This is a genomic window from Brevibacillus sp. RS1.1 (genome assembly GCF_013284365.1).
Taxonomy (GTDB): Bacteria; Bacillota; Bacilli; order Brevibacillales; family Brevibacillaceae; genus Brevibacillus; species Brevibacillus brevis_D.
The window spans coordinates 432,932-456,595 of sequence record NZ_JABSVA010000001.1 but is presented as its reverse complement, the minus strand read 5'-3'; the positions used below and the strand labels follow the sequence as shown (position 1 = coordinate 456,595).

27 protein-coding genes and 3 pseudogenes are annotated in these 23,664 nt (G+C 42.1%); 18 read left to right on the top strand and 12 right to left on the bottom strand.

From position 1 onward, the window contains the following. Positions 1-3 precede the first annotated feature (3 nt). The 6 genes from HP570_RS01940 to HP570_RS01920 all read left to right on the top strand — a co-directional run bounded on the left by HP570_RS01940 (position 4) and on the right by HP570_RS01920 (position 4,769). Positions 4-1,281 (top strand): methionine gamma-lyase family protein, encoded by a 1,278-nt coding sequence (locus HP570_RS01940; protein ID WP_015891642.1) that lies wholly within the window; start codon positions 4-6, stop codon positions 1,279-1,281. A gap of 168 nt (positions 1,282-1,449) precedes the next feature. Continuing rightward, on the top strand, positions 1,450-1,860 hold the full coding sequence (locus HP570_RS01935) for a MerR family transcriptional regulator (protein ID WP_015891641.1): 411 nt from the start codon (positions 1,450-1,452) through the stop codon (positions 1,858-1,860). A 35-nt stretch (positions 1,861-1,895) separates the two neighbouring features. Continuing rightward, positions 1,896-3,230 (top strand): type I glutamate--ammonia ligase, encoded by a 1,335-nt coding sequence (glnA, locus tag HP570_RS01930; RefSeq protein WP_015891640.1) that lies wholly within the window; start codon positions 1,896-1,898, stop codon positions 3,228-3,230. A 381-nt stretch (positions 3,231-3,611) separates the two neighbouring features. After that, complete coding sequence (locus HP570_RS29435; RefSeq protein WP_254494984.1) at positions 3,612-3,944, top strand: phage holin family protein; 333 nt, start codon at positions 3,612-3,614, stop codon at positions 3,942-3,944. After that, positions 3,931-4,044, top strand: coding sequence for a phage holin family protein (locus tag HP570_RS30100; protein ID WP_309139174.1), 114 nt, complete (start codon positions 3,931-3,933; stop codon positions 4,042-4,044). The genes HP570_RS29435 and HP570_RS30100 overlap by 14 nt, the downstream gene beginning before the upstream one ends. Beyond that, on the top strand, positions 4,044-4,769 hold the full coding sequence (locus tag HP570_RS01920; RefSeq protein WP_173624743.1) for a glycoside hydrolase family 73 protein: 726 nt from the start codon (positions 4,044-4,046) through the stop codon (positions 4,767-4,769). Before HP570_RS30100 ends, HP570_RS01920 begins: the two co-directional genes overlap by 1 nt. 138 nt (positions 4,770-4,907) lie before the next feature. On the opposite strand, the gene HP570_RS01915 is transcribed toward HP570_RS01920, so the two are convergent. Beyond that, the gene (locus HP570_RS01915) at positions 4,908-5,594 is read right to left on the bottom strand and encodes an aspartate/glutamate racemase family protein (protein ID WP_064202658.1); all 687 of its coding nucleotides are present in this window, start codon (positions 5,592-5,594) and stop codon (positions 4,908-4,910) included. Between the two features lie 70 nt (positions 5,595-5,664). Between HP570_RS01915 and HP570_RS29995 the strand changes: the two genes are divergently transcribed. From HP570_RS29995 to HP570_RS01895, 5 genes are all read left to right on the top strand, one after another. Further along, a complete protein-coding gene (locus HP570_RS29995) occupies positions 5,665-5,826 on the top strand; it encodes a methyltransferase (RefSeq protein WP_353618583.1) in 162 nt (53 codons plus the stop codon). Continuing rightward, positions 5,823-5,960, top strand: a complete 138-nt coding sequence (locus HP570_RS01905) for a hypothetical protein (protein ID WP_173624742.1) — start codon at positions 5,823-5,825, stop codon at positions 5,958-5,960. The genes HP570_RS29995 and HP570_RS01905 overlap by 4 nt, the downstream gene beginning before the upstream one ends. Beyond that, positions 5,947-6,120 (top strand): sunset domain-containing protein, encoded by a 174-nt coding sequence (locus HP570_RS30095; RefSeq protein WP_441299787.1) that lies wholly within the window; start codon positions 5,947-5,949, stop codon positions 6,118-6,120. Before HP570_RS01905 ends, HP570_RS30095 begins: the two co-directional genes overlap by 14 nt. A gap of 358 nt (positions 6,121-6,478) precedes the next feature. After that, positions 6,479-6,841, top strand: a complete 363-nt coding sequence (locus tag HP570_RS01900; RefSeq protein WP_254494982.1) for a YolD-like family protein — start codon at positions 6,479-6,481, stop codon at positions 6,839-6,841. A gap of 12 nt (positions 6,842-6,853) precedes the next feature. Next, positions 6,854-7,099 (top strand): YolD-like family protein, encoded by a 246-nt coding sequence (locus tag HP570_RS01895; RefSeq protein ID WP_173624741.1) that lies wholly within the window; start codon positions 6,854-6,856, stop codon positions 7,097-7,099. A gap of 154 nt (positions 7,100-7,253) precedes the next feature. On the opposite strand, the gene HP570_RS01890 is transcribed toward HP570_RS01895, so the two are convergent. Then, the gene (locus tag HP570_RS01890; RefSeq protein ID WP_173606781.1) at positions 7,254-7,526 is read right to left on the bottom strand and encodes an HU family DNA-binding protein; all 273 of its coding nucleotides are present in this window, start codon (positions 7,524-7,526) and stop codon (positions 7,254-7,256) included. A gap of 691 nt (positions 7,527-8,217) precedes the next feature. On the opposite strand from HP570_RS01890, the gene HP570_RS01885 reads away from it, so the two are divergent. Then, positions 8,218-9,045 carry a hypothetical protein gene (locus tag HP570_RS01885; protein WP_173624740.1) on the top strand — a complete coding sequence of 276 codons (828 nt, stop codon included), beginning with the start codon at positions 8,218-8,220 and terminating at the stop codon, positions 9,043-9,045. Positions 9,046-10,045: 1,000 nt separating this feature from the next. Here HP570_RS01885 and HP570_RS29910 read toward each other — a convergent pair. The 3 genes and pseudogenes from HP570_RS29910 to HP570_RS29900 all read right to left on the bottom strand — a co-directional run. Further along, the gene (locus tag HP570_RS29910; protein ID WP_309139183.1) at positions 10,046-10,414 is read right to left on the bottom strand and encodes a tyrosine-type recombinase/integrase; all 369 of its coding nucleotides are present in this window, start codon (positions 10,412-10,414) and stop codon (positions 10,046-10,048) included. Beyond that, the gene (locus tag HP570_RS29905) at positions 10,414-10,878 is read right to left on the bottom strand and encodes a tyrosine-type recombinase/integrase (protein WP_309139173.1); all 465 of its coding nucleotides are present in this window, start codon (positions 10,876-10,878) and stop codon (positions 10,414-10,416) included. Before HP570_RS29905 ends, HP570_RS29910 begins: the two co-directional genes overlap by 1 nt. A 9-nt stretch (positions 10,879-10,887) precedes the next feature. After that, positions 10,888-10,950, bottom strand: a pseudogene (locus HP570_RS29900) (hypothetical protein); the annotation flags it as partial. A 238-nt stretch (positions 10,951-11,188) separates the two neighbouring features. Between HP570_RS29900 and HP570_RS01875 the strand changes: the two are divergent. After that, positions 11,189-12,556, top strand: coding sequence for a DJ-1/PfpI family protein (locus tag HP570_RS01875; RefSeq protein ID WP_173624739.1), 1,368 nt, complete (start codon positions 11,189-11,191; stop codon positions 12,554-12,556). A gap of 401 nt (positions 12,557-12,957) precedes the next feature. Here the strand turns inward: HP570_RS01875 and HP570_RS01870 are convergent. Next, positions 12,958-13,702, bottom strand: a pseudogene (locus tag HP570_RS01870) (SDR family oxidoreductase). Between the two features lie 173 nt (positions 13,703-13,875). On the opposite strand from HP570_RS01870, the gene HP570_RS01865 reads away from it, so the two are divergent. The 3 genes and pseudogenes from HP570_RS01865 (at position 13,876) to HP570_RS01850 (ending at position 15,876) form a co-directional block, all read left to right on the top strand. Further along, positions 13,876-14,451, top strand: coding sequence for a TetR/AcrR family transcriptional regulator (locus tag HP570_RS01865; RefSeq protein ID WP_173624738.1), 576 nt, complete (start codon positions 13,876-13,878; stop codon positions 14,449-14,451). A 439-nt stretch (positions 14,452-14,890) separates the two neighbouring features. Beyond that, positions 14,891-15,299, top strand: a pseudogene (locus tag HP570_RS29990) (SOS response-associated peptidase). A gap of 247 nt (positions 15,300-15,546) precedes the next feature. Continuing rightward, the gene (locus tag HP570_RS01850; RefSeq protein WP_173624736.1) at positions 15,547-15,876 is read left to right on the top strand and encodes a helix-turn-helix domain-containing protein; all 330 of its coding nucleotides are present in this window, start codon (positions 15,547-15,549) and stop codon (positions 15,874-15,876) included. 25 nt (positions 15,877-15,901) lie between these two features. Here HP570_RS01850 and HP570_RS29425 read toward each other — a convergent pair whose 3' ends face one another. Then, complete coding sequence (locus HP570_RS29425; RefSeq protein WP_254494980.1) at positions 15,902-16,120, bottom strand: hypothetical protein; 219 nt, start codon at positions 16,118-16,120, stop codon at positions 15,902-15,904. Between the two features lie 390 nt (positions 16,121-16,510). Here HP570_RS29425 and HP570_RS01840 point away from each other — a divergent pair, with 390 nt between their 5' ends. Continuing rightward, a complete protein-coding gene (locus HP570_RS01840) occupies positions 16,511-17,665 on the top strand; it encodes an acyltransferase family protein (protein WP_173624735.1) in 1,155 nt (384 codons plus the stop codon). 720 nt (positions 17,666-18,385) lie between these two features. Here the strand turns inward: HP570_RS01840 and HP570_RS01835 are convergent. Next, entirely contained in the window at positions 18,386-18,595 is a 210-nt protein-coding gene (locus HP570_RS01835; protein WP_173624734.1) for a hypothetical protein, read from the bottom strand. 535 nt (positions 18,596-19,130) lie between these two features. Between HP570_RS01835 and HP570_RS01830 the strand changes: the two genes are divergently transcribed. Continuing rightward, positions 19,131-19,697: a DUF4062 domain-containing protein gene (locus HP570_RS01830; protein WP_173624733.1), complete on the top strand. Its 567-nt coding sequence runs from the start codon at positions 19,131-19,133 to the stop codon at positions 19,695-19,697. Positions 19,698-20,618: 921 nt separating this feature from the next. Here HP570_RS01830 and HP570_RS01820 read toward each other — a convergent pair. The 4 genes from HP570_RS01820 to HP570_RS01805 all read right to left on the bottom strand — a co-directional run bounded on the left by HP570_RS01820 (position 20,619) and on the right by HP570_RS01805 (position 23,449). Continuing rightward, complete coding sequence (locus HP570_RS01820) at positions 20,619-21,452, bottom strand: DUF6492 family protein (protein ID WP_173624732.1); 834 nt, start codon at positions 21,450-21,452, stop codon at positions 20,619-20,621. Between the two features lie 621 nt (positions 21,453-22,073). Further along, the gene (locus HP570_RS01815; RefSeq protein WP_016743420.1) at positions 22,074-22,238 is read right to left on the bottom strand and encodes a hypothetical protein; all 165 of its coding nucleotides are present in this window, start codon (positions 22,236-22,238) and stop codon (positions 22,074-22,076) included. 477 nt (positions 22,239-22,715) lie between these two features. Further along, the gene (locus HP570_RS01810; RefSeq protein ID WP_254494977.1) at positions 22,716-22,961 is read right to left on the bottom strand and encodes a DUF1259 domain-containing protein; all 246 of its coding nucleotides are present in this window, start codon (positions 22,959-22,961) and stop codon (positions 22,716-22,718) included. Positions 22,962-23,008: 47 nt separating this feature from the next. Next, positions 23,009-23,449, bottom strand: coding sequence for a hypothetical protein (locus HP570_RS01805; RefSeq protein WP_016743422.1), 441 nt, complete (start codon positions 23,447-23,449; stop codon positions 23,009-23,011). Positions 23,450-23,664: the final 215 nt, after the last annotated feature.

Sequence of the window (23,664 nt, the reverse complement as noted above, 5' to 3'; positions counted from 1 at the left end):
CAGATGTTTTCATATTTTTCCCATGGAGAAAAGCTTCGTCCTCTCGTACTTGAGGTGGAAGCGACAATCTCAGAGAGACACCGTCAAATTTCCGCTTTGGTGGATACGAATCAACTGAAAGTATTGCGTTCCTTCCAAAAGCATGAAGTCAATGAATTTCATTTTTCAACATCCACAGGCTATGGCTACGATGATTCTGGACGTGCAACGTTAGAATCGATTTACGCTGAAGTGTTTGGTGGAGAAGCTGCTTTGGTGCGCAATCATATCATCTCGGGTACGCATGCGATCGCGATTTCTTTATTTGGTATTCTTCGTCCGGGCGACGATCTTCTCTATATTACGGGCAAACCGTACGATACGCTGGAAGAAGTAGTAGGTGTGCGCGGCGAAGGGCAGGGCTCACTCAAGGATTACGGCATCGGTTATAGTTACGTGCCTTTGACGCCAGAAGGTGAAATTGATTTTGTTGCAGTCGCACAAGCGATTACACCAAAGACGAAGGTCATCGGGATTCAACGTTCGCGAGGCTATGCAGATCGACCTTCTTTCACCATTGCGAAAATCCAAGAAATGATTCGGGTTGTAAAAGAAATCAAGCCTGATCTGATCGTATTTGTAGACAACTGCTACGGAGAGTTCACGGAGGAGCAAGAGCCATTGCACGTAGGTGCAGATATCATGGCAGGCTCTCTCATCAAAAACCCGGGTGGCGGCTTGGTCAAAACAGGCGGTTATATCGTAGGACGCGAGGATTTGGTTCAGCTTGCTTCGTATCGGATGGCAGCACCAGGAATTGGTGCAGAGGGCGGTGCATCGCTCTACTCGCTACTGGAGATGTACCAAGGCTTCTTCTTGGCTCCACACGTCGTGGGCGAAGCTTTAAAGGGAGCGGTATTCTCTTCAGCAATGCTGGAGCGTTTGGGCTTCAAAACGAATCCATTGTGGCATGAGCCGCGAACCGACCTGATTCAATCCGTGGAATTCGGAAGTGCTGAACGATTGATCACGTTTTGCCAAGGGATACAAAAAGCAGCACCAGTCGATTCCCACGTCACTCCGTATCCAAGCGAAATGCCTGGATACGCTGATCCTGTGATTATGGCAGCCGGTACGTTTATTCAAGGGGCCAGCATTGAGTTTTCGGCAGATGGTCCGATTCGTCCACCGTACTTGGGCTTCGTTCAAGGCGGTTTGACGTACTCGCACGTAAAAGTGGGAATTTTGACGGCGTTGAATGGGATGCTGGAAAAAGGCTTGCTCGAAATACCGGGTGAATAAGATAAAAACGCAAGGAATGGCGGCATTCTCTGGATGATGGAGGATGTCGTTTTTTTATGTGAGAAAACTGTACATAACTTTTCGTGTAATATTATCTAACATCTATTGACAGAGATTTTGTTATAAAATAGAATAAGACTAAGAAATACGAAACAGGAGGGACAAGTCATGAGTGATGACCTTCGCCGGAATATGGCCCTCTTTCCCATTGGGATCGTCATGAAGCTGACGGATCTCACTGCGAGGCAAATCCGTTATTACGAACAAAACGACCTAATTCAGCCTGCCCGCACAGAAGGGAAGCAGAGGCTCTTTTCTTTCAACGACGTAGATCGTTTGTTGGAAATCAAGGCTCTGATTGAAAAAGGACTGAATATTGCAGGGATCAAGCAAGTCCTGCAAATGCAAGAACCTGCTATGGAACAAACAGAGATTACTACGACGTCCGAAGAGAAACGCAAGGACATGTCCGACAAAGAGCTGCATCAGCTCCTAAGGCAACAGATTATGTATCGCGATGCCACTCGCCATGGCGAGGGTGCATTGATACGTGGAGAGCTTTCCCGCTTCTTCCACTAGATAGAAAGCCGATATAGAGACTGGAGGAGAGAAATGTGAGCAAGTTTACAAGAGAAGACATCATGCGCATGGCCAAAGAAGAGGACGTAAGGTATATTCGACTGCAGTTTACCGATCTGATGGGGATCATTAAAAACGTAGAAATCCCGCTATCCCAATTGCCAAAAGCACTCGATGGCAAAATGATGTTTGATGGTTCTTCCATCGAAGGCTTCGTTCGCATCGAGGAATCCGACATGTACCTGGTACCAGATCTGGATACATGGGTAGTATTCCCGTGGGGCAATGAGTTTGGCAAAATTGCACGTCTGATCTGTGATATCCACATGCCAGATGGCTCTCCATTCGAAGGAGACCCCCGCTACATCCTGAAGCGTGCCTTGAAAGAAGCAGAAGAAATGGGCTTCACAGCCTTCAACGTAGGTCCAGAGCCTGAGTTTTTCCTGTTCAAGCTGGATGCAAAAGGTGAGCCTACGCTGGATCTGAACGACCAAGGCGGATACTTCGACTTTGCTCCACTCGACTCCGGTGAAAACTGCCGCCGTGATATCGTTTTGACGCTGGAAAAAATGGGCTTTGAAGTGGAAGCATCTCACCACGAGGTAGCTCCAGGACAACACGAAATTGACTTCAAGTATGCGAATGCACTCCAAGCAGCTGACCAAATCTTGACGTTCAAACTGGTTGTTAAAACCATCGCGCAAAAACATGGTCTGCATGCGACTTTCATGCCAAAACCGCTGTACGGTGTAGCAGGTTCCGGTATGCACGCGAACCAATCGCTGTTCCGCGGGAAAGAAAATGCTTTCTATGACGAGTCCGATGTAATGGGACTGAGCCAAACAGCCAAGCATTACCTGGCAGGTATTTTGCAACATGCTCGCAGCTTTACTGCGATCACGAACCCGCTCGTAAACTCTTACAAGCGTTTGGTTCCTGGTTACGAGGCTCCTTGCTACGTAGCTTGGTCTGCGAAAAACCGCTCTCCATTGATCCGTATCCCTGCGTCCAGAGGCTTGAGCACGCGTATTGAAGTACGCAGCCCAGACCCTGCAACGAACCCATACTTGGCGTTGGCAGTTATGCTGAAAGCTGGTTTGGACGGAATCAAAAACAAGCTTACACCACCAGCTGCTATTGATCGCAATATCTACGTGATGACCGAGCAAGACCGCGAAGCAAACGGAATCGAGAACTTGCCTGCTACTTTGAAGGAAGCAATCGAGTGCCTGAAAGCAGATCCGGTAATTTGCGAAGCATTGGGCGAGCATGCATTGGTACACTTTATTGAAGCGAAAGAAATTGAGTGGGATATGTTCCGCACACGCGTTCACGATTGGGAGCGCGAGCAATACATGACTGCTTACTAATAAGCGAACCCCTTGTGCCTGTAGGTGCGAGGGGTTTTCTATTTGGTGGGCAATTTTGATTTTTAAGAGGCTTATCATTTTTGCCCACGAATTGCCCACATCGGCACGCCCTACGACTTCTGGCAGACGATTACAAACGGGCTGTATCTGCTCACAGGGTTGCCGATCCGTGATTCGCCTCATCGTTTGAATTGTTCGGAGACAGTGGACCGAATGTTTGCTGCCGCAGGCATTAATTTAACGCCTGATGAGTTGGGGAAAGTAACACCGGGAGATCTGGTTAAATCCAACCATCTCTTAAAAATCGCATAGCTATTTTCATGGGGAGCTGCTAATTGCGGCTCCTTATCTTTTGCCCCAGGGGGTTAGGAGGATGCAGGTATGGACTTTGCAACATGGACACCTTTCATCACGGTAGCAGCCGCAATCAGTGGAATCCTGCTTGGGTGGGCAGGGCGTTCAAGGGCAATCAATCAGGATATCGCACAGCAGGCGAGCGCTGACGCCCTTCAACGGGCGGATATCGAGTTTATTAAACGTGGGGTAGATGATATCCGCCTTGATCAGAAGCGCGAAGTATTGATTGTTGTAGTCGCGCTCCTGTTTATTGGCGTGATTCTAAAGAAAACACCGAGGGTAGCTGACTGGCTGATTCCATGGCTTCTGACCGTAAGCGGCGTTGGACTAGCCTGGGGAGTTTATGGGAGCCATTAGTGTTCAAGCAACGATTCAGGGTATTCTTGCTGCTGGGATCGCAACACTGGGGCACCAGCTTTGGAAGCAGACATTTGTGAAAAGGGAAGGTGATCAATAATGACCCAGCAAGAGTTTATCGCAAAAATCGCGCCTGCAGCTGTTGCCGATATGAAAAAGACACGGGTACCAGCCTCGCTGACCATTGCCCAGGCGATCTTTGAAAGCAATTGGGGAAAAAGTGGATTAACCATCAATGCCAACAACCTGTTTGGTATCAAAGGAACCGGCACCGCGGGCAGTGTTAACATGCCGACTACGGAGTATGTAGGATCGACCCCAATTAAAACAAGCGCGGAATTCCGGAAATACAATAACTGGGCCGAATCGATTGCCGATCACTCAGCCCTTATCCTGAACGGTACAAGGGACAAACCTACTCGATACCATGGCGTCCTCGGGGCTGATTACAAGATAGCCTGCCAGAAGATCAAAGAAGGCGGGTATGCGACTGATCCGATCTATCCACAGAAACTGATCAACTTGATCGAAACGTATAACCTTCACCAGTATGATGTCGATAAGTCTGGCAACTCTGTGGATAAAGAACAACCAGAATTAAAGCTGGAGGAATGGGAGCGCGAAGCAGGCTTGAAGGCAATTGACAGCCCTGCTGCAAAAGGATTGCTAAACGATCCTGACAAATGGAAACAGAGGCTAATAGACAATCCGAAAGGCGTTCTGGAGGAATTGCCGTGGTTAGTCTTTACGCTACTTGACCGAGCAACAGATAAAATGCTTCTGCAAGGGGTACCGCCAACAAAATGCGGACTAAGCCCCGTTTGATCAAAAAAGGGCCGGTATCCTGTACGCTAAGGATTACCGGCTATTCCTGTTATGGCTACTTCATTTGTGTTCCCACAGTGGTTTGATTTAGGGCCGAACGGAGACCATGAACTAAAAACTTTCATCTAATAGGAAAGATTAACCTCTGTCCATTAATGATAAATATTTATGTACAACGGCTTGAGCGAGACAAGTTGATGAATCAATAAAGGAAATATCATTGGATTTTTTATCTGTAACAACATTTAAATCTGTACATGCAATGATAGCGGTATCAATCGTTTCAGCTAATTCTGAATAGAATTCATCCCATAATAGAAGGGACTCATCGATTTGACCTTGTTTAATCTTTGCTATTATTTGATTCACGCAGGTTTGCCAACGATCTTGATGTAAAAAATCATAACCTTCTCTCACTAAAGCATCTTGAAATATTCCAGACTGAACCGTTGGATTGGTGGCTAAAAGAGCTACCTTTTTTGAGTTTTTTGGTATTTCCCTTATTGTTTCATCAATCATGTTTAATATGGGAACTGAAACTGAGTTGTTTATTTGGTTAAAATAGATATGTGCCGTATTACATGGGATGGCAATAAAATCAACATCTGTTTTTTCAAGTCTGCGAGCCCCATTAATAATTGCCATTTCCATGTCCGTATGGTTGAGAGGTTTATCAATGTAGAAAGGCGTTGGACATGAATAAATCATCATGTGAGGGAAATCAATGTCATTTATTGCTCCATATATCTTTTGGCACTGGTCTACTACTTTATCTACAAATGGCCCAGTAGATTTTGGACCCATTCCTGCTAATATTCCAATCATAGTTGTACCCCCTAAAATAATGTCACCATCTTCTCTATAACTTTAACATAAGTATCCAATTTCCTTCTATGTGCTTAAGTACATCATGCATAACTGGCCCGACGAGCAGGCAACTCAAATCTTGCGAAGTTGTTGGGAGGCGACGGCTCCTGGCGGTCGGGTGCTCATCATGGACCCAGTTCTCCCTCCTGGAGATACGCCTCATACAAGTAAATTAATGGATGTCCTTTGAATGGCGATCTACGAAGAGGTCGAGAACGTACGGAAGAGGAATTCCGCCGATTGCTGGCTGGGGCTGATTTACGGTTTAATCGCGTCATCGATACCGGTTGCTACGTTTTGATCGTAGAAGCTGTGGCCAACTGAGACTCGAATCCAGGAGACTTCCCAAGACGATCAGCCTTTCACAAGGCCCACTTACCATGTTCTCGGCGGGATGTCCTACGAAAAAACTACTGCAAACATTGAATTGTTCTGTACAGAAGCGGAAGCACAGGCTGCAGGATATCGGAAGGCAAAAACGTAGTGGTAAACAACCCGCCTCCACATTAAAAGGAAACGGGTTTTCATTAGTACATGTCTAGCTAAACATATAGATGAGTTTTAAGTTACTTGCGTGTTCCCGTTTTGTTCGCATATAATACAAACAAACGTTCTTGTTTCTTCGGGGTGGTTACTTTGGCCTTGTCTGACATCGAGCGGAAGGTATTAAGAGTGATCGGCAACTATTCGGCAGGACGAAGAAGGACGCCAACTGTAGATGAACTATGCATCAAGACAGGTCGTGATAGAGGCGGAATCATGACAATACTCGATGCTCTCACGAAAGAGGAATACATTGAGTGGCATAGGTCTGAGCCCGATCAGATGGAAGTGTTCGAAACTTGGGAAAGGAACGGTGTATTGAAATGGCCTCTAAGATAGAAAATCCTTTTTCGATGCGTTTTTTGCTACCAGATCAACGGACGATGTATTTACAGATGAAGGAAGACGATAAACTCGTACCCATGCCTATACTTGAGCAGGATGAACTTGAATCGTTTCATTACCAACTCAGAGACGCCGGACGAGAAAATTATGCTGTTGCGATTACTTGGTGGAAACGCAAGAAGAATAGCATCGGAACTACTTGTAGGATGTGGGGAAAAGTTGAGTGGATAGATACGAATATTAGAAAGGTAAAGCTGCTTACAGATGAAGATGTTCAATGGATACCAATGGATACGATTATCGACGTTAGGAGCTAGGAGGTTCAATAGATGGCAAAGTCAACCACACCAAAAAGACCGACTCGAGATGAATTTGAATTAGAAGAATTGGGAAATCAGCTCGTTGAAGCGAAAGATGATGGCGATGAAAGAGCGTTGACTGTTTGGGGTATGCCTGAGAAAGTCCGAGGGCGGATCACAGTTCTTGACTCGCGTACAAGGCTAGTTCATGTGGAGGAAAACGAAACAATACGGAAAATCCCCTTTCTGGACATCATGAAGGTGAGTTACGAGTAATTACCAGCGCATGTCTCTCTAGGTATTGATACAATTATATCGGTGATGCTATATGGGGTACCTTCGGCATAACGCGGAATTACCTTGATTGACAACTATTACTTAAAAAAAGGAAAACGCCTCGAATAATCGGGGCGTTTTTTGTATGTATAGATTATTTTACTGAATCCTTTAGTTCTTTACCTGGTTTAAACGCAGGCATCTTACTCGCAGCGATTTCAATTTCTTCTCCAGTTTGAGGATTACGACCCTTTCGAGCAGCTCGCTCCCTCACTTCAAAATTGCCGAATCCAATAAGGGATACTTTGTCCCCTTCTTTTAGCGCATCTGCAATAGCATCTAATATAGCATCTACCGCTTTTGTAGCATCTTTCTTAGTTAATTCGGAGGTTTCAGCGACTTTTGTAACCAGTTCAGTCTTATTCATGAAAACACCCTTTCCTCAAGATATCCTCATTTTACTAGAAAAATAGAGGGAATGTAAGTATTTGGGGAACAATCGTTTGTGGTATCTGTGATTAATAGCCTGAAAAACGACATACCAGAATGTATCGAAGAGATTGCTAATCTATAAAAAAGAGGCACCTTCCTGGTTTATAGGAGGTGCCTCGTCGTGTTATTTGGTATATTCCATCACCTTAAAGGATTGAATCTTACTGAAAGATACATAATCTTATCTATAAGTAATGGCCCCTTATTAAAAACATGTATGTTTCTTTGCCACGTCTGTCTGCACGGCCATTATACCAGGTGATGAAGTCCTTTACTTCAAATGCAGTTAGAATCAAAGGCAGGTTGTTTTTTTATTTGCTCTATGATGACCCGTGTTCCTGTGTTTAACGGATATCAATCTGACTTTTTATAGATGTCTGGAGGAATTGCGAAAAGTTCAAGCCAGCTTCTTCTTCAGTCTGCTTCAAACTTTTGGGCAATTTTTCGACATTGATTTGGTTGCTTCTACATCTCGGTACGGTGACATTTAGTTGCCGAGGATACCAATGGGTCCAGGTTGAATATTTAGAAAATATAAATTTTAAAGTATCGACAATTAGCGACAAAATGTAAAATAATTACATGTTATGGTAAAAATATACAAATTGAGGAGGTAATTTAAAAGCATGAAAAGAATATTGTCAGTAATATTGGTAGCTTCTCTAGTATTTACTTATTCTGGAGGTGCTCAGGCTGCAAGTCATAATACAAAACTATTGTCGGAACAAAGTGAAGAGCTCAATCACTTTTTCTCAGAAACAAAAGATATCTTTGGAGAAGATGGCGAAGTCATCGGTGAAGAAGTCATAAATGTTTTTAGAAAAGTAGAAGTTGATGAAAATGATACAAAGAAGGTTACAATCACTAAACAAGTAGAAGAGAAATATATTGACGATCGCGATTCAATCAAGAGTGAGAAAACATTTGAACTGGAAATCACAAGCGATGGAAAGTATTTTATTAATGGAGAAAAATTAAGTGAAAAATTTTTACAATCTCCTGTATACGAAGAAAGTAACAACGAGAATAAATCATCAAAGAAACTAAAGGCAGAATATGATGGTCAATCGGGTGGGATATACAACATTTGCTCTTACGACGAAATTAATAAGCGCTATTATAAATTGGTTGCAACACCTGATGCTGATGACTATCTGGAAAGGGGTAAAGGAAAGCGATTAACGAAGTATTCTTATAATGATGAAAACGTAAGCGATTTTAAAAGGTATTGTGATAAAGTAGAAGATGCTAGGGGCGATTTAAGAGAGGCTCAAGCTGAGTTAGCTGTAGTTATAGGTGTTGCTTTGGTAACGTGGGAAATGATACTTCCTTTAATTGCTGAAGGGGCAGCAGGTGCTGTTCTTGCTTATAAAATCTATGATTCCAGTACATCGGGAAGAGAAGATTTAGAAACTGCATATAACATACTAAAAAATGATATTACTCCATACTAATTAATGTTAAACGATCCGCAGTTAAGTAGTTTTTCTGCGGATCGTTCTTAGATTATAATTATTTTTGGAAGGATATCGGCTAATACTTAAAGAGAAAGGATGGTGAGTCAATATTGTAGCCATCATATTTGTTGTATGCACCTTGTTGTTTTTACTGCTCGTATCATTGTTAATTTTCAAAAAAAATAAGAGCCAAAAAGAAATATTTGCTTATATTGTATTGGCTCTAATAATGTTACACCAAGCCATCGATTCGTTTGGGAAAATGAACCAATGATATCATTAAAACGAAACTATAAATAAAATCCTTGCTGAAAAAAAGTTTATTTTAGCTGGCTAGAAAACAACCCGTCCCTGTTTTGAGGAGACGGGTTGTTTTGTTAATACCTGTCCATGTAGTCAGCCAAATATACGAAATGCTTTCCTCCACCAATCATGTAGCCCTTGAGTTTCTCACGGAACACTCTGTCAGCAAGTGCCAACTCAACAACAAACGCTTGGGCACTTCCTAGCGACCTATTCCGTTTCGCTCGACCTGAAATAACAGATTTTCCATTATTCCAAAAAAGCGGTTTTGTGATAGAAGCGGTAGGAGTTCGCAATTCTGTTACCAAACAAGCATGAGAGAAAAGGCCATATATTATAAAGCAAAATCCACCCAGGAGCTTGGATTACCCCTAGGTGCACTTAATTTGAAGAATATCGAGATTTGTGTTTGCCCACTATTTTGCCCACTTTTTGCCCACGAAAATTTGAAAAGGCTTTGATGTCGTTTGAAACAACAGTAGGTGAAACTGTTGATATTATGCGCTTTCCAGGGAGTATTAAAACTGATCGAAAGCCAAGGATATGTTCCGCACACGCGTTCACGACTGGGAGCGCGAGCAATACATGACTGCTTACTAATAAGCGAAACCCCTTGTGCCTGTAGGTGCGAGGGGTTTTAAAAATTTGTGGGTGCGGCTGTAAAAATCATTTCACCAACAAACGCACCCACAGATCACCCATAAATCTTCTGCATATGGTCTTCAAATTTTCTCATGTTGTCACTTTCAATCTTTTTGGAAATGTGGGCATATACATCTGCGGTAATTTGCATGCTGCCATGACCTAGACGCACCTGGATGTATTTCATATCCGCTCCAGTTTCCATGAGCAAGACTGAGTGAGTATGACGTAGTGAGTGGATAGGCATTGAGGGGATGTTTACTTTCTTTAGCGTTCGTGAAAAGGAGTTAAACAATGAAGACTTCGGTATGAAATTACCATCTTTTCTACACAAAACGAGATTTAGATCATGATGGTAGAGTTCGTCGAATCCTAATTTGTTTTTGTTTTGGTAGGATAAGTGATGTTTGAGATCATTGATTAGTGATTGGCTAATTTTGATCGTCCTATTGGAGTTAAGCGTCTTAGTATCACCAAAAAGCTCGGTTTTGTTTTTTGCTCCGAATCGAGAGTCTTATTAATGCTAATCGTATATTTTTTAAAGTCTATGTCTTGCCACCTTAAAGCAGCTGCTTCACCTTTTCGCATACCTGTTTCAATTAACACTTTGAAGAATATCCAGTAGATGTAATCATATTGAAGGGTTGCCTGTAAAAACCGAGGTATGTCACTTGATTCCATGAACGTAATTCCATCATTTTTTGACTGACCTTTGATTGTAACTCCTAAGCATGGATTTTTCTCAATTTTAGCTAATGTGACTGCTTTCTCCATAGCATTAAACATTGTGGTATGGACGATCTCGATTGATCGTTTACTATAGTTTTTATCAGTAAGTTGATTTAAAAATTTTTGATACATTATTGGCTTTACGTCTTGAAGCATGATGTTATCAAAATAGGGAAGAAAGTGTTTCTGAATATTCCTTTGGTGCAGTAGATAAGTGTTTTTACGGATAGTGTCTTTTTTGTACTCATCCAGCCAAATCTGAAGAAAGTTCTTTAGTGGTATGTCACTCTGTTCATGAAACTCTAGTAGCCCTATCGAGTCACGTTTAGAAAAGGAAAGAGACCTGGGTCCATAGGTGGTTCCTACATTAGGCCAGCCCCGTAATCGGGCTACAGACTGATGCTAAGTATATATTGGTTTGTTACATTTTATGGGTAAGAAATTTAGCCTGAGGGAGAGTAAGCATGTGAAAACTGTATGGCGAATCAGTATTTATCTCATCGTTTTTGTTGCCGTAGTAGGAGGTGCAGGCACTCTCGGGTTCGTCAATACAATGAATGAGGTAATGTCGGTTTACGATAAAGCCGCACCTGCATTGACGAATGTGCAGGTACCGAAATATGACGCAAACAAACCGACAGTGGCAGTGTTACTGGCGAATGAATCAACAGAAGTGTTCGATTTTCTCGTCCCATACGAGATGTTTGCGATGACGGAAGCTTACAATGTATACGGCGTTGCACCCGATCGTGAAATAAAATCACTAACCGGCGGACTCGATGTCGTTCCGCATTATTCGTTTGACGAAATGGATGCGATGCTCGGCAAAAGCCCGGACATTATCGTCATACCGTTTATGCCGATTCTAGATGAGAAAAAATATACGCCTGTCCGCGAATGGATTCAGAAGCACGCAAGCGACAAGACTTTATTGCTTTCCATTTGCAATGGGGCAGAAAACCTGGCTGATACTGGCTTACTTAACGGCAAATCTGCCGCGACGCACTGGGGAGACATCGACCGACTCATTAAACAATATCCGAAAGTCCAGTGGGTGAAAGATCTGCGCTACGTCCCACAAGGCAATATCATATCTTCTGCGGGTCTGACATCGGGAATTGACGCTACACTATATGTCATCTCACAGCAGTTGGGTGAGGAGGCGGCGGAGAAAGTAGCGGTAGAGATGAACTATCCATCTTACGATTACGTGAAAAAACCGCAAATGGAACCGTTCACTGCCGGGCTCAGCGATATAACGTTCATACTTAACAACGCTTATCAATGGAACAAAGTAAAAGCGGGCGTTCTGCTGTATAACGGCGTTGATGAACTAGATTTGTCCGCCGCATTCGATACGTACGCTGCTTCTGGCACGACATCGACGTTGACTGTTTCCGGTGCAAACGAACCGATCGTAACGAAGCATGGCCTGAACTTAGTCGCGCGCTATCAGATAAAAAACGTGCCGAAACTAGCGAAAATGATTGTCGTCGGTGCCGATGCCGAATCAGCCGCCGCCAAAGATATCAACCAATGGAACGAAAGCGGCAACAGCGCGGAACTACTGTACTTACATCGCGAAGCAATGGATCGGTTTGCAATGGATCCTGCATTCGAGGATTTGGCCAAGCAGGAGGATATTGGGACGGCGAAATTTGCTGCAAAGCGGCTCGAATATCGCGCCACCGATCATCTGAAGCTAGAAGGTAGAACCTTCTCTTTTGAAGCGTTTGGCGTACCAATTTTGCTCGGCATCCTATCCTTGAACGTTGCTTTTTTCATCGATCAGCGCTTCTTCCGCAGGAAAAAAGATATAAGCGCATCAAGGTAGTGACATTCTATCCGACTTGAAGGTGGCCGATCAGGGGTGCTGGCTGAAAGAATAGACTGTTTTCTACGCCTCTCCATCTTTCCGATGAAAAAATGATTTATACTGGTGTTGTTGATCTAGTGATTTCTTAACCATAACTGCTCGTTAGTTGGATAACTTGCCGTCAGATTTTTGCATGGAGCAACAACCATTTCAACAAATGCGGAAGCCCTCCCTTGGACAATCTGGGGGGGGCTTTTAGACACTGTCGTAGGGTCTCGTCGAATTCCAGTTCAATGTCTCGATGCTTCTGACCTTGCTGAACGGCAATCTGCTTCACTATGGTCTGTATTAAAGTCTTCTGTGATGGGAGACATCACAGTCATGTTCGTCTAAATTTTTGAAATTGAATGATAGGTGGATTAATGAAACTTTGGAGGCTCAGACTTCATCGTATCGTTAAGTTGGGTCACAAAAACACCTTCGTTCGGGCCAGGGTTATTTCGAAACATTTTCGCTTCTTCGACTAGAACTTCGTCTGTATCCGTACCAAGTATCTTTATCGTTGCATCAATGAATGACGCAAGTGGCATTGCACGCGGTTCATCGTTGTTGCTTTGAACCCATGGTGGCACAATTTCTATTACTTTTACCGATGTGTCTTTAAGTAGATATCTTTGGGACAGCGTATAGGTATGAAGAGCTGCCTTCGTCGCGGAGTATACAGCAGTTGCCGCTAACGGAACAAATCCAAGTATCGAAGTCGTGTTGATGACAACGGCTTCTTCTTTGGACTTCAAATGGTCGATTAATGCAGAAGTCAACCGAATCGGACCTAACAAGTTTGTGGCGACTGTCGAAACCAAAATATCCTCATCAATCACGCCCGCCGCGTCATCGGGTTGAATGATGCTTGCGTTGTTAATCAAGACATTCAAATCCGGGAATTCTTCGATTAACTGCTTGGCAGCCCCTTCTATACTGGCAGGGTCTTGTACATTCAATTCCATTGCGGACATGCCGGGATTCGCTTTGATTGTCTCCTCCAAACGCTCTTTACTTCGACCAGAGATAATAACTTTATTTCCAAGATGGTGGAGTGCTTCTGCTAACGCACGTTCCCGAGCCACCACCTGTAATGAAAATCGTGTTTCCTGTAAGTTTCATAATTATACCTCCTCTTAATTTGAACATATGTTGAATTACCAAAATATGTTTTATATAGTGAATGTATCAGTGCGATAAATGGGGTTCAATGGTTAAAACAAGCTCGGTTGTTGATTTTTCAACAGAGGGCTTTGAAGTGATCATTTTTTGGATGGGATAAAGGGGAGAAGGATATGGCCAGGCGTATTCAAAAATCGAGACAAGCGATTATAGATGCTTTTATGAGGCTGATGTCAGAAAAGGAATTCGAGAGCATAACGATCAATCAAATTGCGGTAGAAGCAAATGTCAATCGAGGAACAGTGTATTTGCATTTCGATGACAAGTACGATCTGCGCGAGCAATGTATAGCAGCTCAAATTAACCAGTTACTTCGACATTGTATGTCTGGAGATCACCTAGTTCATCTCCCTTCCAAAACCGCATTACTTCACACTTTTGAATATTTGGAGCAACATGCTTCTTTCTACTCCATAATGCTGAAGAGTAAGGGAAGCACAGTATTTCGAAATCAAATGGAGACCATGTTCGGGGAAAGTCTGAGTGAATATCTGGATTCAATCAATCTCGATAAGGAAATGAACAGGGACATTACGGTACAATTTTTAACTTCAGCAACAGTGGGTATATTGGAATGGTGGATTATCCGTTCGATGCCATATCCTCCATCGGTCATGGTTGAACAATTTTGGAATTTGCTGAACCGAGGTGTCGAAGGACACGAACATCTTTCCCTTGGAAGTCGCTAATTTGGCGGCTTCTTTTGTATTAATGAAGGTTTGCAGATTAATGAAGAGTTTTCTTAGGTTAGATAGGGGGAGGGGGGATAATTGAGAGTATAAAAAAACATCTTGAACCTCGTATGAATGTGCGCAGTTTAAGATGGGATCTTTGATTATAATAAATGCACGTCATTTTCGTGTCCTGGACTGCCTCTGACTCTTTTAACAAGGGTTGTAGAAAACTAATTTTACGAAGGCAGCTGATTTAGCAATGAAAAAACTGTTTTGATCAACAATGCCAGTCTAAAACTTATATCTCTGTACACTTATTAATCCTTCAAGCCTCCTTATATGAACTACCACTTTAAAGCGTCAATGTTTTAGTATAGAGTCTTTAACATAATCTTAAGTATATAGGTTAAAAGCACGCGCTGAGACGCTCACTGAAAAGCCAGCCTTTCGCCGCTTGTTTGAGAGGAAACGATGCATTGTACCAGCAGATGGATTTTATGAGTGGCAGCAGTGCGAGTCAGGTAAACAACCGATGCGAATCATGATGAAAAACGGAGAGCCTTTTTCGTTTGCGGGCTTGTTTGATACCTGGATGAATTCAGCAGGCGAGAAGTTCGATCATCACAACACGTCCAAACGAGATTGTAGGGCCAATTCATGACCGGATGCCTGTGATACTGAGACAAGAAGTCGAGGGAATATGGTTAGATCGTGAGAAGTTCGATGCTGACTTGTTACAATCGTTGCTAACACCATATGATCACGAAAAGATGAAAACCTACCCTGTTCCAGCAATGGTTGGCAGTCCGAAAAACGACATGCCAGAATGTATTCAAGAAATAGCTAACCCGTCCCTGTTTTAAGGAGACGGGTTGTTTTGTTAATACCTGTCCATGTAGTCAGCCAAATATACGAAATGCTTTCCTCCACCAATCATGTAGCCCTTGAGTTTCTCACAGAACACTCTGTCAGCGAGAGCCAGCTCAACAACAAACGCTTGGGCACTTCCTAGCGACCTATTCCGTTTTGCTCGACCTGAAATAACAGATTGTCCATTATCCTCAAAAATGCGGATAAGGTCAGTTAATTAAAATTACAAGGTGAGTTGAAATGAACAAATCCGTAGACATTCTCGAAGTAATAGTTCAGCAACTATTAGAGGATGATAGGCTGGTAAAAATGTTGATAGCAAGATTAGTAGAAAGGATGAAGACAAGAAGCGAGCCTACGATTGAAAAGTGGTTAACTGTTAACGAAGCAGCCAAATACCTGAATATTTCTTCTTATACGATCTACGTTATGGTACGTGAAGGTACATTACCAGCATCTCGACTCGGATCATTAAGTTCACGAAAACCAGCACTTCGCTTTCAACTCAGTAAATTAAATGCTTGGATGGAAGCGGGAGGAGTTAGAGATGCTGTTAACAAACAAGTATGATAGAGAAAACAAATACTAAATGAAATCAAGAGCCCTTCAAAGTTAAAGGGCCTAGCAGCTTTATACCGGGCATTTTTAAATGTGTAGCGCACCCACAAATCACCCATAAATTAATCATAAATATTTTGCATGTGCTCTTCGAATTTACTGATGCTACTGTTTTTAAGTTTTGGGAAACGTGGGCATACACGTCTGCTGTCACTTGCATGCTACCGTGACCGAGCCGTTCCTGGATGTATTTCATATCAGTTCCGGTTTCCAATAATAGCACTACGTGAGTGTGCCTGAGAGAGTGAAATAGGGATAGAGGGAATGTTCAATCGTTTGCGTGTATGTGAGACAGCGTAAAGCAGGCATAAAGGCGACCGACAGTCTAGCTGCCAAAGGATTATTGAATAATCCGGACGGCTGGAAAATGCGATTGATCGAGAATCCGTCAGGTGTATTCAGCTAATTGCCTTGGCTCGTGTTCCGGTGTTGGACATGTCAAAGGTGATAAAAACGCTCGTTCTACAATATATGCAAACCTGTTTTTTTATAATAAATGAAATTTATCAACTTTTGTCAAATGTGCTAGATAAAGAGCCTAGTATTGTTTAAAATATACGTTATCAAAAATATTCAGGAGACGATAATGAAAAAACTTGATTTCTTGCAAGCGTTTAGAGGAATTGCAGCATTGATGGTGGTAATTTTACATAGTAGGATAAACTACCCAATAAATGACTCTAGCGTAATATCGAACTGGCTTTTTAACGCTAATGCTTCGGGTGTTGACCTATTTTTTATTATAAGTGGGTTCATCATGGTATACACTACACGAAACTCAGATGGATCATTTTTTTACGCAATACAGTTTGGCATCAAGCGCCTTGCACGCATTGTTCCGGTTTACCTGGTGTTGACATTCATATATTACATAGTCATGAGAATAGCTTATGAAATAGTTGGTGCTAAGTTTGATTTCACATGGGAAGATGTAATTCAGTCTCTAATGTTCATCCCTCTTAACCTAAAGGATGGAGGAGCACCGTTCTTTGGAAGTCCCGTACTTCACGTTGGGTGGACACTAAATTACGAAATATATTTCTACTTAATTTTTGGCATCAGTTTACTATTTAAAAAGTTTAGGTGGCTTGCATTTTTAGCTTGGATAGCTACATCCCTTTACATGTTGCCTCATCTCCATGGTAATAGCATAACATTGGCAGGAACCGAACAGTACAACTTCACTGGGTATCTCAATATAGTGACTTCCCCTCTGATTTGGGAGTTTGTCGCCGGTGTTGGTATCGGGCTATTGTACTTTAGCCCTCTTCGAATACCTAATTCTGTAGTCGCGCGCAGTATCGCATGGATCTCTGCTACCTTTGCATTCTGGTGGATTGTTTCCGGAGTACATTCAGATATGGGAATTACTCGTTGGGGATTCCCTGCGGCAATAATGGTGCTTTGTTTTGCTATCGCAAGCAAGACATACGAATTCCGTGTCCCTAAGTGGCTTTTATGGCTCGGAAATATATCCTTTTCTCTCTACCTAGTTCATCCACTAGTCACAAACCCTACTTCTGTAATCTTGTGGGAGACTCCAGCCAGAGAGTCACTACGAGACCCAAGTTTTCTCCCATTAATGGTTGCTTTGTCTCTAGCGATTGGGACTATATCGTACCACTACTTGGAGAAACGACTAAGCAATAAAGTACGAGATGCAATTCTAAGTTTAGTTCGGGACTTGTTTTCGAAACATAAGGCATCCAAGGCTAAGGATACACCCCCTCTACCGTTTTAAAGCGACTATTTTGTTGATTTCAAATACCGATTCATGTAATCGGATAATCGAACAACTTTCCACCACCAAATCATGTAACCCTTTGTCCATTATTCCAAAAAATGCGGTTTTGTGATGGAAGCGGGAGGAGTTCGCGATTCTGTTAATAAACAAGCATGAGAGAAAAGGTTATTTATTAAGGAAAAGTGCACCCAGTAGCTTGGATTGCCCCCTGGGTGCACTTAGTTTTAAGAATATCGAGATTTGAGTTTGCCCATTTAGTTGCCCACTTTTTGCCCACGAAAATTTGAAAAGGCTTTGATGTCGTTTGAAACAACAGTAGGTGAAACTGTTGATATTATGCGCTTTCCAGGGAGTATTAAAACTGATCGAAAGCCAAGGATATGTTCCACACACGCCTTCACGACTGGGAGCGCGTGCAATATATGACTGCTTACTAATAAGCGAAACCCCTTATGCCTGTGCGTGTGAGGGGTTTTAAAAAATTTGTGGATGCGGTTATAAAAATTGTTTCACCCATAAATGCACCACAAATCTACTGGATATGCTCTTCAAATTTTCTCATGTTATCGTGTTAGCATTTGGTGATCCATAAAAATAAAAAAGCTCCCTCATCGGAAGCTGATAGGGATTCATACACCACACGCCGTTGGAGATGGATTTCCTTCGAACACAAGATGAAATGGGTTAGGCTTCAAACTACCTTTACAATCTAGTACCTTATCTTACATCGTTATCCTTTACAATAGGATAGGTTCCACTATTTTCAGACGAATTGGTTAGCGATTGAAAACCATTGAGGATACTCTTCATCTGTTTTATGTCCTCGCTTAATTCATTTGGGGAGTTTACATGTTTTTTAATATTTGAAGCAAGACCCTCCATTTGATTAGCAAGCCTGTGAACCAATCCAACATCGAATTGAGTCATTCGAATTCACTCCTTCAACTGTTTTTAAATTCCTTGCTTACAATGCCAGTGTGAGAAAGAAAATCCCCGAATCTCGAGGATTACAGTCTACCAATATGTTTGCTTACTTCAAAGCCGCTTAGACTTATCTTGGTCCCAGATTGATTCGCTTCATATTTCTCAGGTAGGTTAGTCTTCGTAACGCTCCTTTCTAACGTAGTTTTTCCAAACAAGTAAAAATGAAATCCTTTTTAGGTTTGTGCCCGGGGGAGGAGAATAGCATGGAGACTCAAGCGCCAGCAATGCAATGAGGGGAAAGCGACCGAAGAAGTTTACGGGCTGAGAAATAATTCGATCGAACCAACGCATCCAGAACTGTTTGTATGGTGGCATATGTCGCAAAATTTGATCTTTTTCCATTCCTTCTCTGCACCAATAAACCTCCTAATGCCGTCCGGAGCAAGCTTGCCACCATGAAAACCTCAGTCAATTTTGACAAATAAAGTGAGTGAGTGGTAGATTCTATTTATACTAATTCTTTAATTTGGGTGGGCTTATGAGAAAAAAATTACAAATATACATATCGTCTACTTACTACGATCTTATTGAGGAAAGACATACCGCTGTTGAAGCCGTACTCCAAGCCGGTCATATCCCTGCTGGAGTCGAGCAATTTTTCAAGGAAAGTCCAATGAAAATTAGGAAGAGATGGATCGACGAGTCCGATGTATATATCCTGATTCTCGGAGGATTCTATGGTTTAACACTTCCTGATGAATCCAAGAGCTATACGCATTGGGAATATGAGTATGCCGGAGAAGCGGGCAAACCTAGATTTGCTTTTGTTGTCACAGATGAAGCATTAAGACAAAAGCCTTACGACTTCGCAGCAATTGAATATTATCAGAAATTTCAAGAGTTTAAGCAATCGGTCATGGAACAAGTTCCTACCTATTATGTTGAAGATGTACGGCACATTAAAATGGTACTTCGTGATCAATTGCCAGAGTATGCAGCAAGAGACGATTTGTATGGCTGGTTTTCCGGCAAGGATGTCCCGGACGTTCAAAAGCTGTTGGAAGAGAATGCAAGATTAAAGGCGGAGTTGGAGAAAAAGAAATGAAAGAGGGGCTGGCACAACTAGTCCCTTTCTTCCGACTTCCATTAATTTTTCTCATGTAATGACAAAGAACAAACCGTGAATGCTCCCGGTCAGCGTAGACTTCTGCCTGGCGAACTTAAACTTCCCTAACTCCGCAGGATTCCCTCAGAAAACTTAAACCCAACAAATGGACATCTTTTAGCACATTATAAAAGCAGGTATCATTCTGAAAAAAGGTGATTGCTGTGACTGGAATGGCTATTAAAAAAATATGTAAAAACTTCTCTATTTTTACTGTTGTACTGGTTGTTATATTGGGCTTTATTTCGCTTTACCGTGTTGGATACGTAGACTACAATGATAGTTTTATTGTATGGCTAACCTCATCACTTGGATATCTATGTGTATTAATTTTATTCGAATTAAGAAATAAAACAGGCAAGAATACCTCTGGTGATTAGTGGGGCACTTGCAACGGAAAAGACTTACCAACTGAAATGGCAGCTACAATAGGAGCTGTCCATTCCGTGGGCACTCCACGTTTCTCCAATCATTTAGAAATACGAAATGAAGACAAGAGCCCTCCAAAGTTGAAGGGCTCTAAGCAGCATATATCGGGCATTTTTACATGTATAGTCCAATCACCATTCACAAATGTTGATTTTATGCGGTTTTCATGGAGTTTTGAAACCGATTGAAAACGAAGAGCATGTTCCACACACGCGTTCACGACTGGGAACCCCAGCATTACATGACAGCTTACTAATAAGCGAAACCCCTTGTACCTGCAGGTGAGAGTGGTTTTTTATTTGTTGGGCAATTTTGATTTTTTCAGGAGTTTAACTCTTTTGCCCACTATTTTCTGAGTACATACTTTCCTTGTAGCTTTCAAACTTGTCCATGATATCTATCTCAATTTTCTTTGAGAAGTGGGCATACACATCAGCGCTTCATTTTTCTCGCGCTCTTTTTCTTCCGGACGTACCAGCCACGTTTATGAAAGGAGATGGACCTGTATTTCTGAGCCAGACTGATGATTCGTTTGCGAGTAAGTGATGCTGGTTTTGAAGATAAGCTTTTGTTAAGGGAACTTCTTACAACTAGATGACCAGGGTAGTGAGCTTTCACGAAGTTACCATAAGTTTCGAACTCGGAGAAGCCAGCATAACTCTGCTTGTTGGTCTTCTTGATAATCGCCCAGTACCATCTAGTCTTATGCCTAGCTTCAATTTTAGACTTCAGTCGGGAGAGCTTCGATTTGTCGAACAGCATATAGTGGGCAACGAAAGAGCGCGAAGCGGTTGGTTTGGCCCCCATTAATTTCCTATAGGTTCGAAAATACTCGGGACGACTCCAGTTACGGCAGTAAAAAACAGTTTTCCCATTGACGAGAAAGACATGAGGTCGGATGAGAATGGTGTCGGCGTCAATCACAAGATAATACCTTTGCTTGGTCAAGTTTCCTCCTGCCAGCTTCAACAATTGTTGGAGCAGCCAGCCTGAGCGATTGGTGCGTTTGGTCTGGTAGTGAATGTCATTTTTTGTAATCGGTAGGACGCGTCTTTCATTGATGAAGGTGCAGTTTTTACGTCGGCAGAGGGCTTGAATTCGTTTGCTTGGTGGCGATACAACCATGATCTTACCGACAGGATGCTTCACTTGCTTACGGATGCTGTCAATGACATAGGGAAGAGTGCCGAGGTCTTTCTCAATAGCGGGGATCAGGACATCAATTTTAATAGAGCTGTTGAAGGTGCTTTTCGCTGAATGTGTCAACTTCTCAACTCCTTTTCGCTAGGCAGTTTCAAGCATAGGTGCCTGAGCAGGTTGGCCAAAGTGTCCGACTTTCCAGATAGGATATGATTTTCTCCCTTAGGGTGAATAAGACAGATATGGAAATCCTACAAATTGTGTATTTGTCTGCCTTCTTGAGTCATTGAGAAACTCTCCTCACTCACTTTTGTCTTGGCGAAATCGTTGACCTTCAACAATGGCAGCTCGATCCGACTCCGATAATACTGACTGGGTAAATGCGTTACTTTGAAGGTAGACCGGTATAGATGGAGCTGGCAGAAAAACAGGAGGGCTGTGATGGCCGCAACGAAATCCGAAGAAATTGACAAAAGGCGTTTAGAGGGGGATAGATTGAAATCCGATAGGAATGGTCTTTGACCATAAAAGCCGTATACAAATTCATATCGGGGATGAATTCATTCACATTTTAACAATCGGTGTACAAAGTAAAATAGCCGTTCGATTTGAACGGCATCGTTTTCAACAGATCTTGCTTCGGCGTAAGTGTTATCCTCAAGGTTGTATTGCATCACCTCGATAGTATGTAACAAAACGGTAATTGAATAAAGCCCCCAATTGGAGGCTTACTCAAATTATCTGGGATTAATATGGTGTACAATGGTGTTCAAGGGGTTTTTTGCCACCACCACCCCAACTGCCGCCACCGCCGCCACTGCTACTACAATTTGGTTTACTGTATGCAAAAGCAGCCGTAGAGACTGACATTACCATAACGACTGCTAGGGCAAAAGCAAAAAGCTTTTTCATAAGTATCACCTCCTTTACAGAAAGTTCTAATAATAATAGCGTAACTTAATTTCAAATTTTTGTAAAATATTGATCTATCAACCATTTTGATTCGTGCTTATTAGGAAGGACAGGGCTATTGAATAACAGATTAAACATAACGAGACTAAGGTGCAATTTGGACGGTCTAAGGCGCGTCAAAAAGACGTCCAAATTAGGACGTCTCTCTGTATATATCTATATACCGTATACATGTTGATCACGAAGTTTGACTAGCTTCGTAGATTTTATTTTTACATCATAATGAATCTAAGGGGAATGTATCCAGATGCTTGATCGTGAACTGCGAGAGGGCTTTTTTATTTGCATGATTCACTTCTGTTCGTATGTAAAGCAAATGAACGTTCCTGTTAATCGTGATTCCAATAAAAAACATGGGTGAGGAAGAAATCCTTCGTAGCGAGAAATCGTAAAAAATACCCCATAAAGGGGTAAAGATTAATGCTTCAAGACTGAATTGGCATGACGAACCTTGTAGGCAAATTGGACGGGTTCATCTATTGATTCAAAGTGTATAAACATGATGCCAAGGTTGTTAAAAAGCCAGTGGTTGTGAAGGGCAGTAACGAGTATATCGTAATGGCGAAGAACTGAAATGAATGGGTTAATTTCTTCTGGGAGAATTACTGTTTCACCCAAACAAAGCGCCTTCCCATTTTGATCCACGGATTCAAATGAAAACATCAAAGGAGGCCTTCAGTAGAAAGCCTCCATCAAATAAGAAAGGGAATTTATGGAGTGATGACTGACACAGTTCCACGAACTTTCCCGGCTCCATTGTTCTTAACTCTAATATAATATTGGCCTATTGGTAACACTTTAGTACTTTGAAAACTAAATGAACCTGTCCCAGGAAACAGAAAATATCCAAAGTTTGGGTTATAATCAGTTCCGTCTTGTCTATATATAGCGTACTCTACTAACGGATTATCAACATTTATTCCGCTTTGAGTCACCTTAACAGTAAGAACAGTAGGAGAATTAATATAAAAATAAGCAGAGTCAGAATATCCTCTAGTTCCTTGCTCAAAACCTAATACTTTTGTTTCAGTCGCAGCAGGTGCTGCTTCTTTGGTCGAAGACTGCTGGGAACCGGCAGCAAATGTTTCTGATGGTAGAAAAACGGAAGCAGAAAGTAGTGTAACTAAAGCAACTTTACCAAACCATTTCAATTCTATCATCTCCTAATTTTTAGATTCTACTAAATATTACAAATAAATCCAATTACTTACAATATTTTTCTGTGCGAAATACCTTGTCACTCAAGAAATTGACTGAAGCATTCCACTTTTCAAGTGATTTAACACAATATTTCGGGAGTCTAACAGCATAGGCTTCTATATCCTGAATTTCAAGGTAATCACTCTCCTTGAGGAAAAAGTAACTA

Excerpts from the sequence above, each read along its gene's own strand:
- HP570_RS01940 (WP_015891642.1), top strand. The coding sequence starts at position 4 with ATGTTTTCATATTTTTCCCATGGAGAAAAGCTTCGTCCTCTCGTACTT.
- HP570_RS01935 (WP_015891641.1), top strand. The coding sequence starts at position 1,450 with ATGAGTGATGACCTTCGCCGGAATATGGCCCTCTTTCCCATTGGGATC.
- HP570_RS29435 (WP_254494984.1), top strand. The coding sequence starts at position 3,612 with ATGGACTTTGCAACATGGACACCTTTCATCACGGTAGCAGCCGCAATC.
- HP570_RS30100 (WP_309139174.1), top strand. The coding sequence starts at position 3,931 with ATGGGAGCCATTAGTGTTCAAGCAACGATTCAGGGTATTCTTGCTGCT.
- HP570_RS01920 (WP_173624743.1), top strand. The coding sequence starts at position 4,044 with ATGACCCAGCAAGAGTTTATCGCAAAAATCGCGCCTGCAGCTGTTGCC.
- HP570_RS01915 (WP_064202658.1), bottom strand. The coding sequence starts at position 5,594 with ATGATTGGAATATTAGCAGGAATGGGTCCAAAATCTACTGGGCCATTT.
- HP570_RS01895 (WP_173624741.1), top strand. The coding sequence starts at position 6,854 with ATGGCAAAGTCAACCACACCAAAAAGACCGACTCGAGATGAATTTGAA.
- HP570_RS01890 (WP_173606781.1), bottom strand. The coding sequence starts at position 7,526 with ATGAATAAGACTGAACTGGTTACAAAAGTCGCTGAAACCTCCGAATTA.
- HP570_RS01885 (WP_173624740.1), top strand. The coding sequence starts at position 8,218 with ATGAAAAGAATATTGTCAGTAATATTGGTAGCTTCTCTAGTATTTACT.
- HP570_RS29905 (WP_309139173.1), bottom strand. The coding sequence starts at position 10,878 with ATGCTTCAAGACGTAAAGCCAATAATGTATCAAAAATTTTTAAATCAA.
- HP570_RS01865 (WP_173624738.1), top strand. The coding sequence starts at position 13,876 with ATGGCCAGGCGTATTCAAAAATCGAGACAAGCGATTATAGATGCTTTT.
- HP570_RS01850 (WP_173624736.1), top strand. The coding sequence starts at position 15,547 with ATGAACAAATCCGTAGACATTCTCGAAGTAATAGTTCAGCAACTATTA.
- HP570_RS29425 (WP_254494980.1), bottom strand. The coding sequence starts at position 16,120 with ATGAAATACATCCAGGAACGGCTCGGTCACGGTAGCATGCAAGTGACA.
- HP570_RS01840 (WP_173624735.1), top strand. The coding sequence starts at position 16,511 with ATGAAAAAACTTGATTTCTTGCAAGCGTTTAGAGGAATTGCAGCATTG.
- HP570_RS01835 (WP_173624734.1), bottom strand. The coding sequence starts at position 18,595 with ATGACTCAATTCGATGTTGGATTGGTTCACAGGCTTGCTAATCAAATG.
- HP570_RS01830 (WP_173624733.1), top strand. The coding sequence starts at position 19,131 with ATGAGAAAAAAATTACAAATATACATATCGTCTACTTACTACGATCTT.
- HP570_RS01815 (WP_016743420.1), bottom strand. The coding sequence starts at position 22,238 with ATGAAAAAGCTTTTTGCTTTTGCCCTAGCAGTCGTTATGGTAATGTCA.
- HP570_RS01810 (WP_254494977.1), bottom strand. The coding sequence starts at position 22,961 with ATGTTTTCATTTGAATCCGTGGATCAAAATGGGAAGGCGCTTTGTTTG.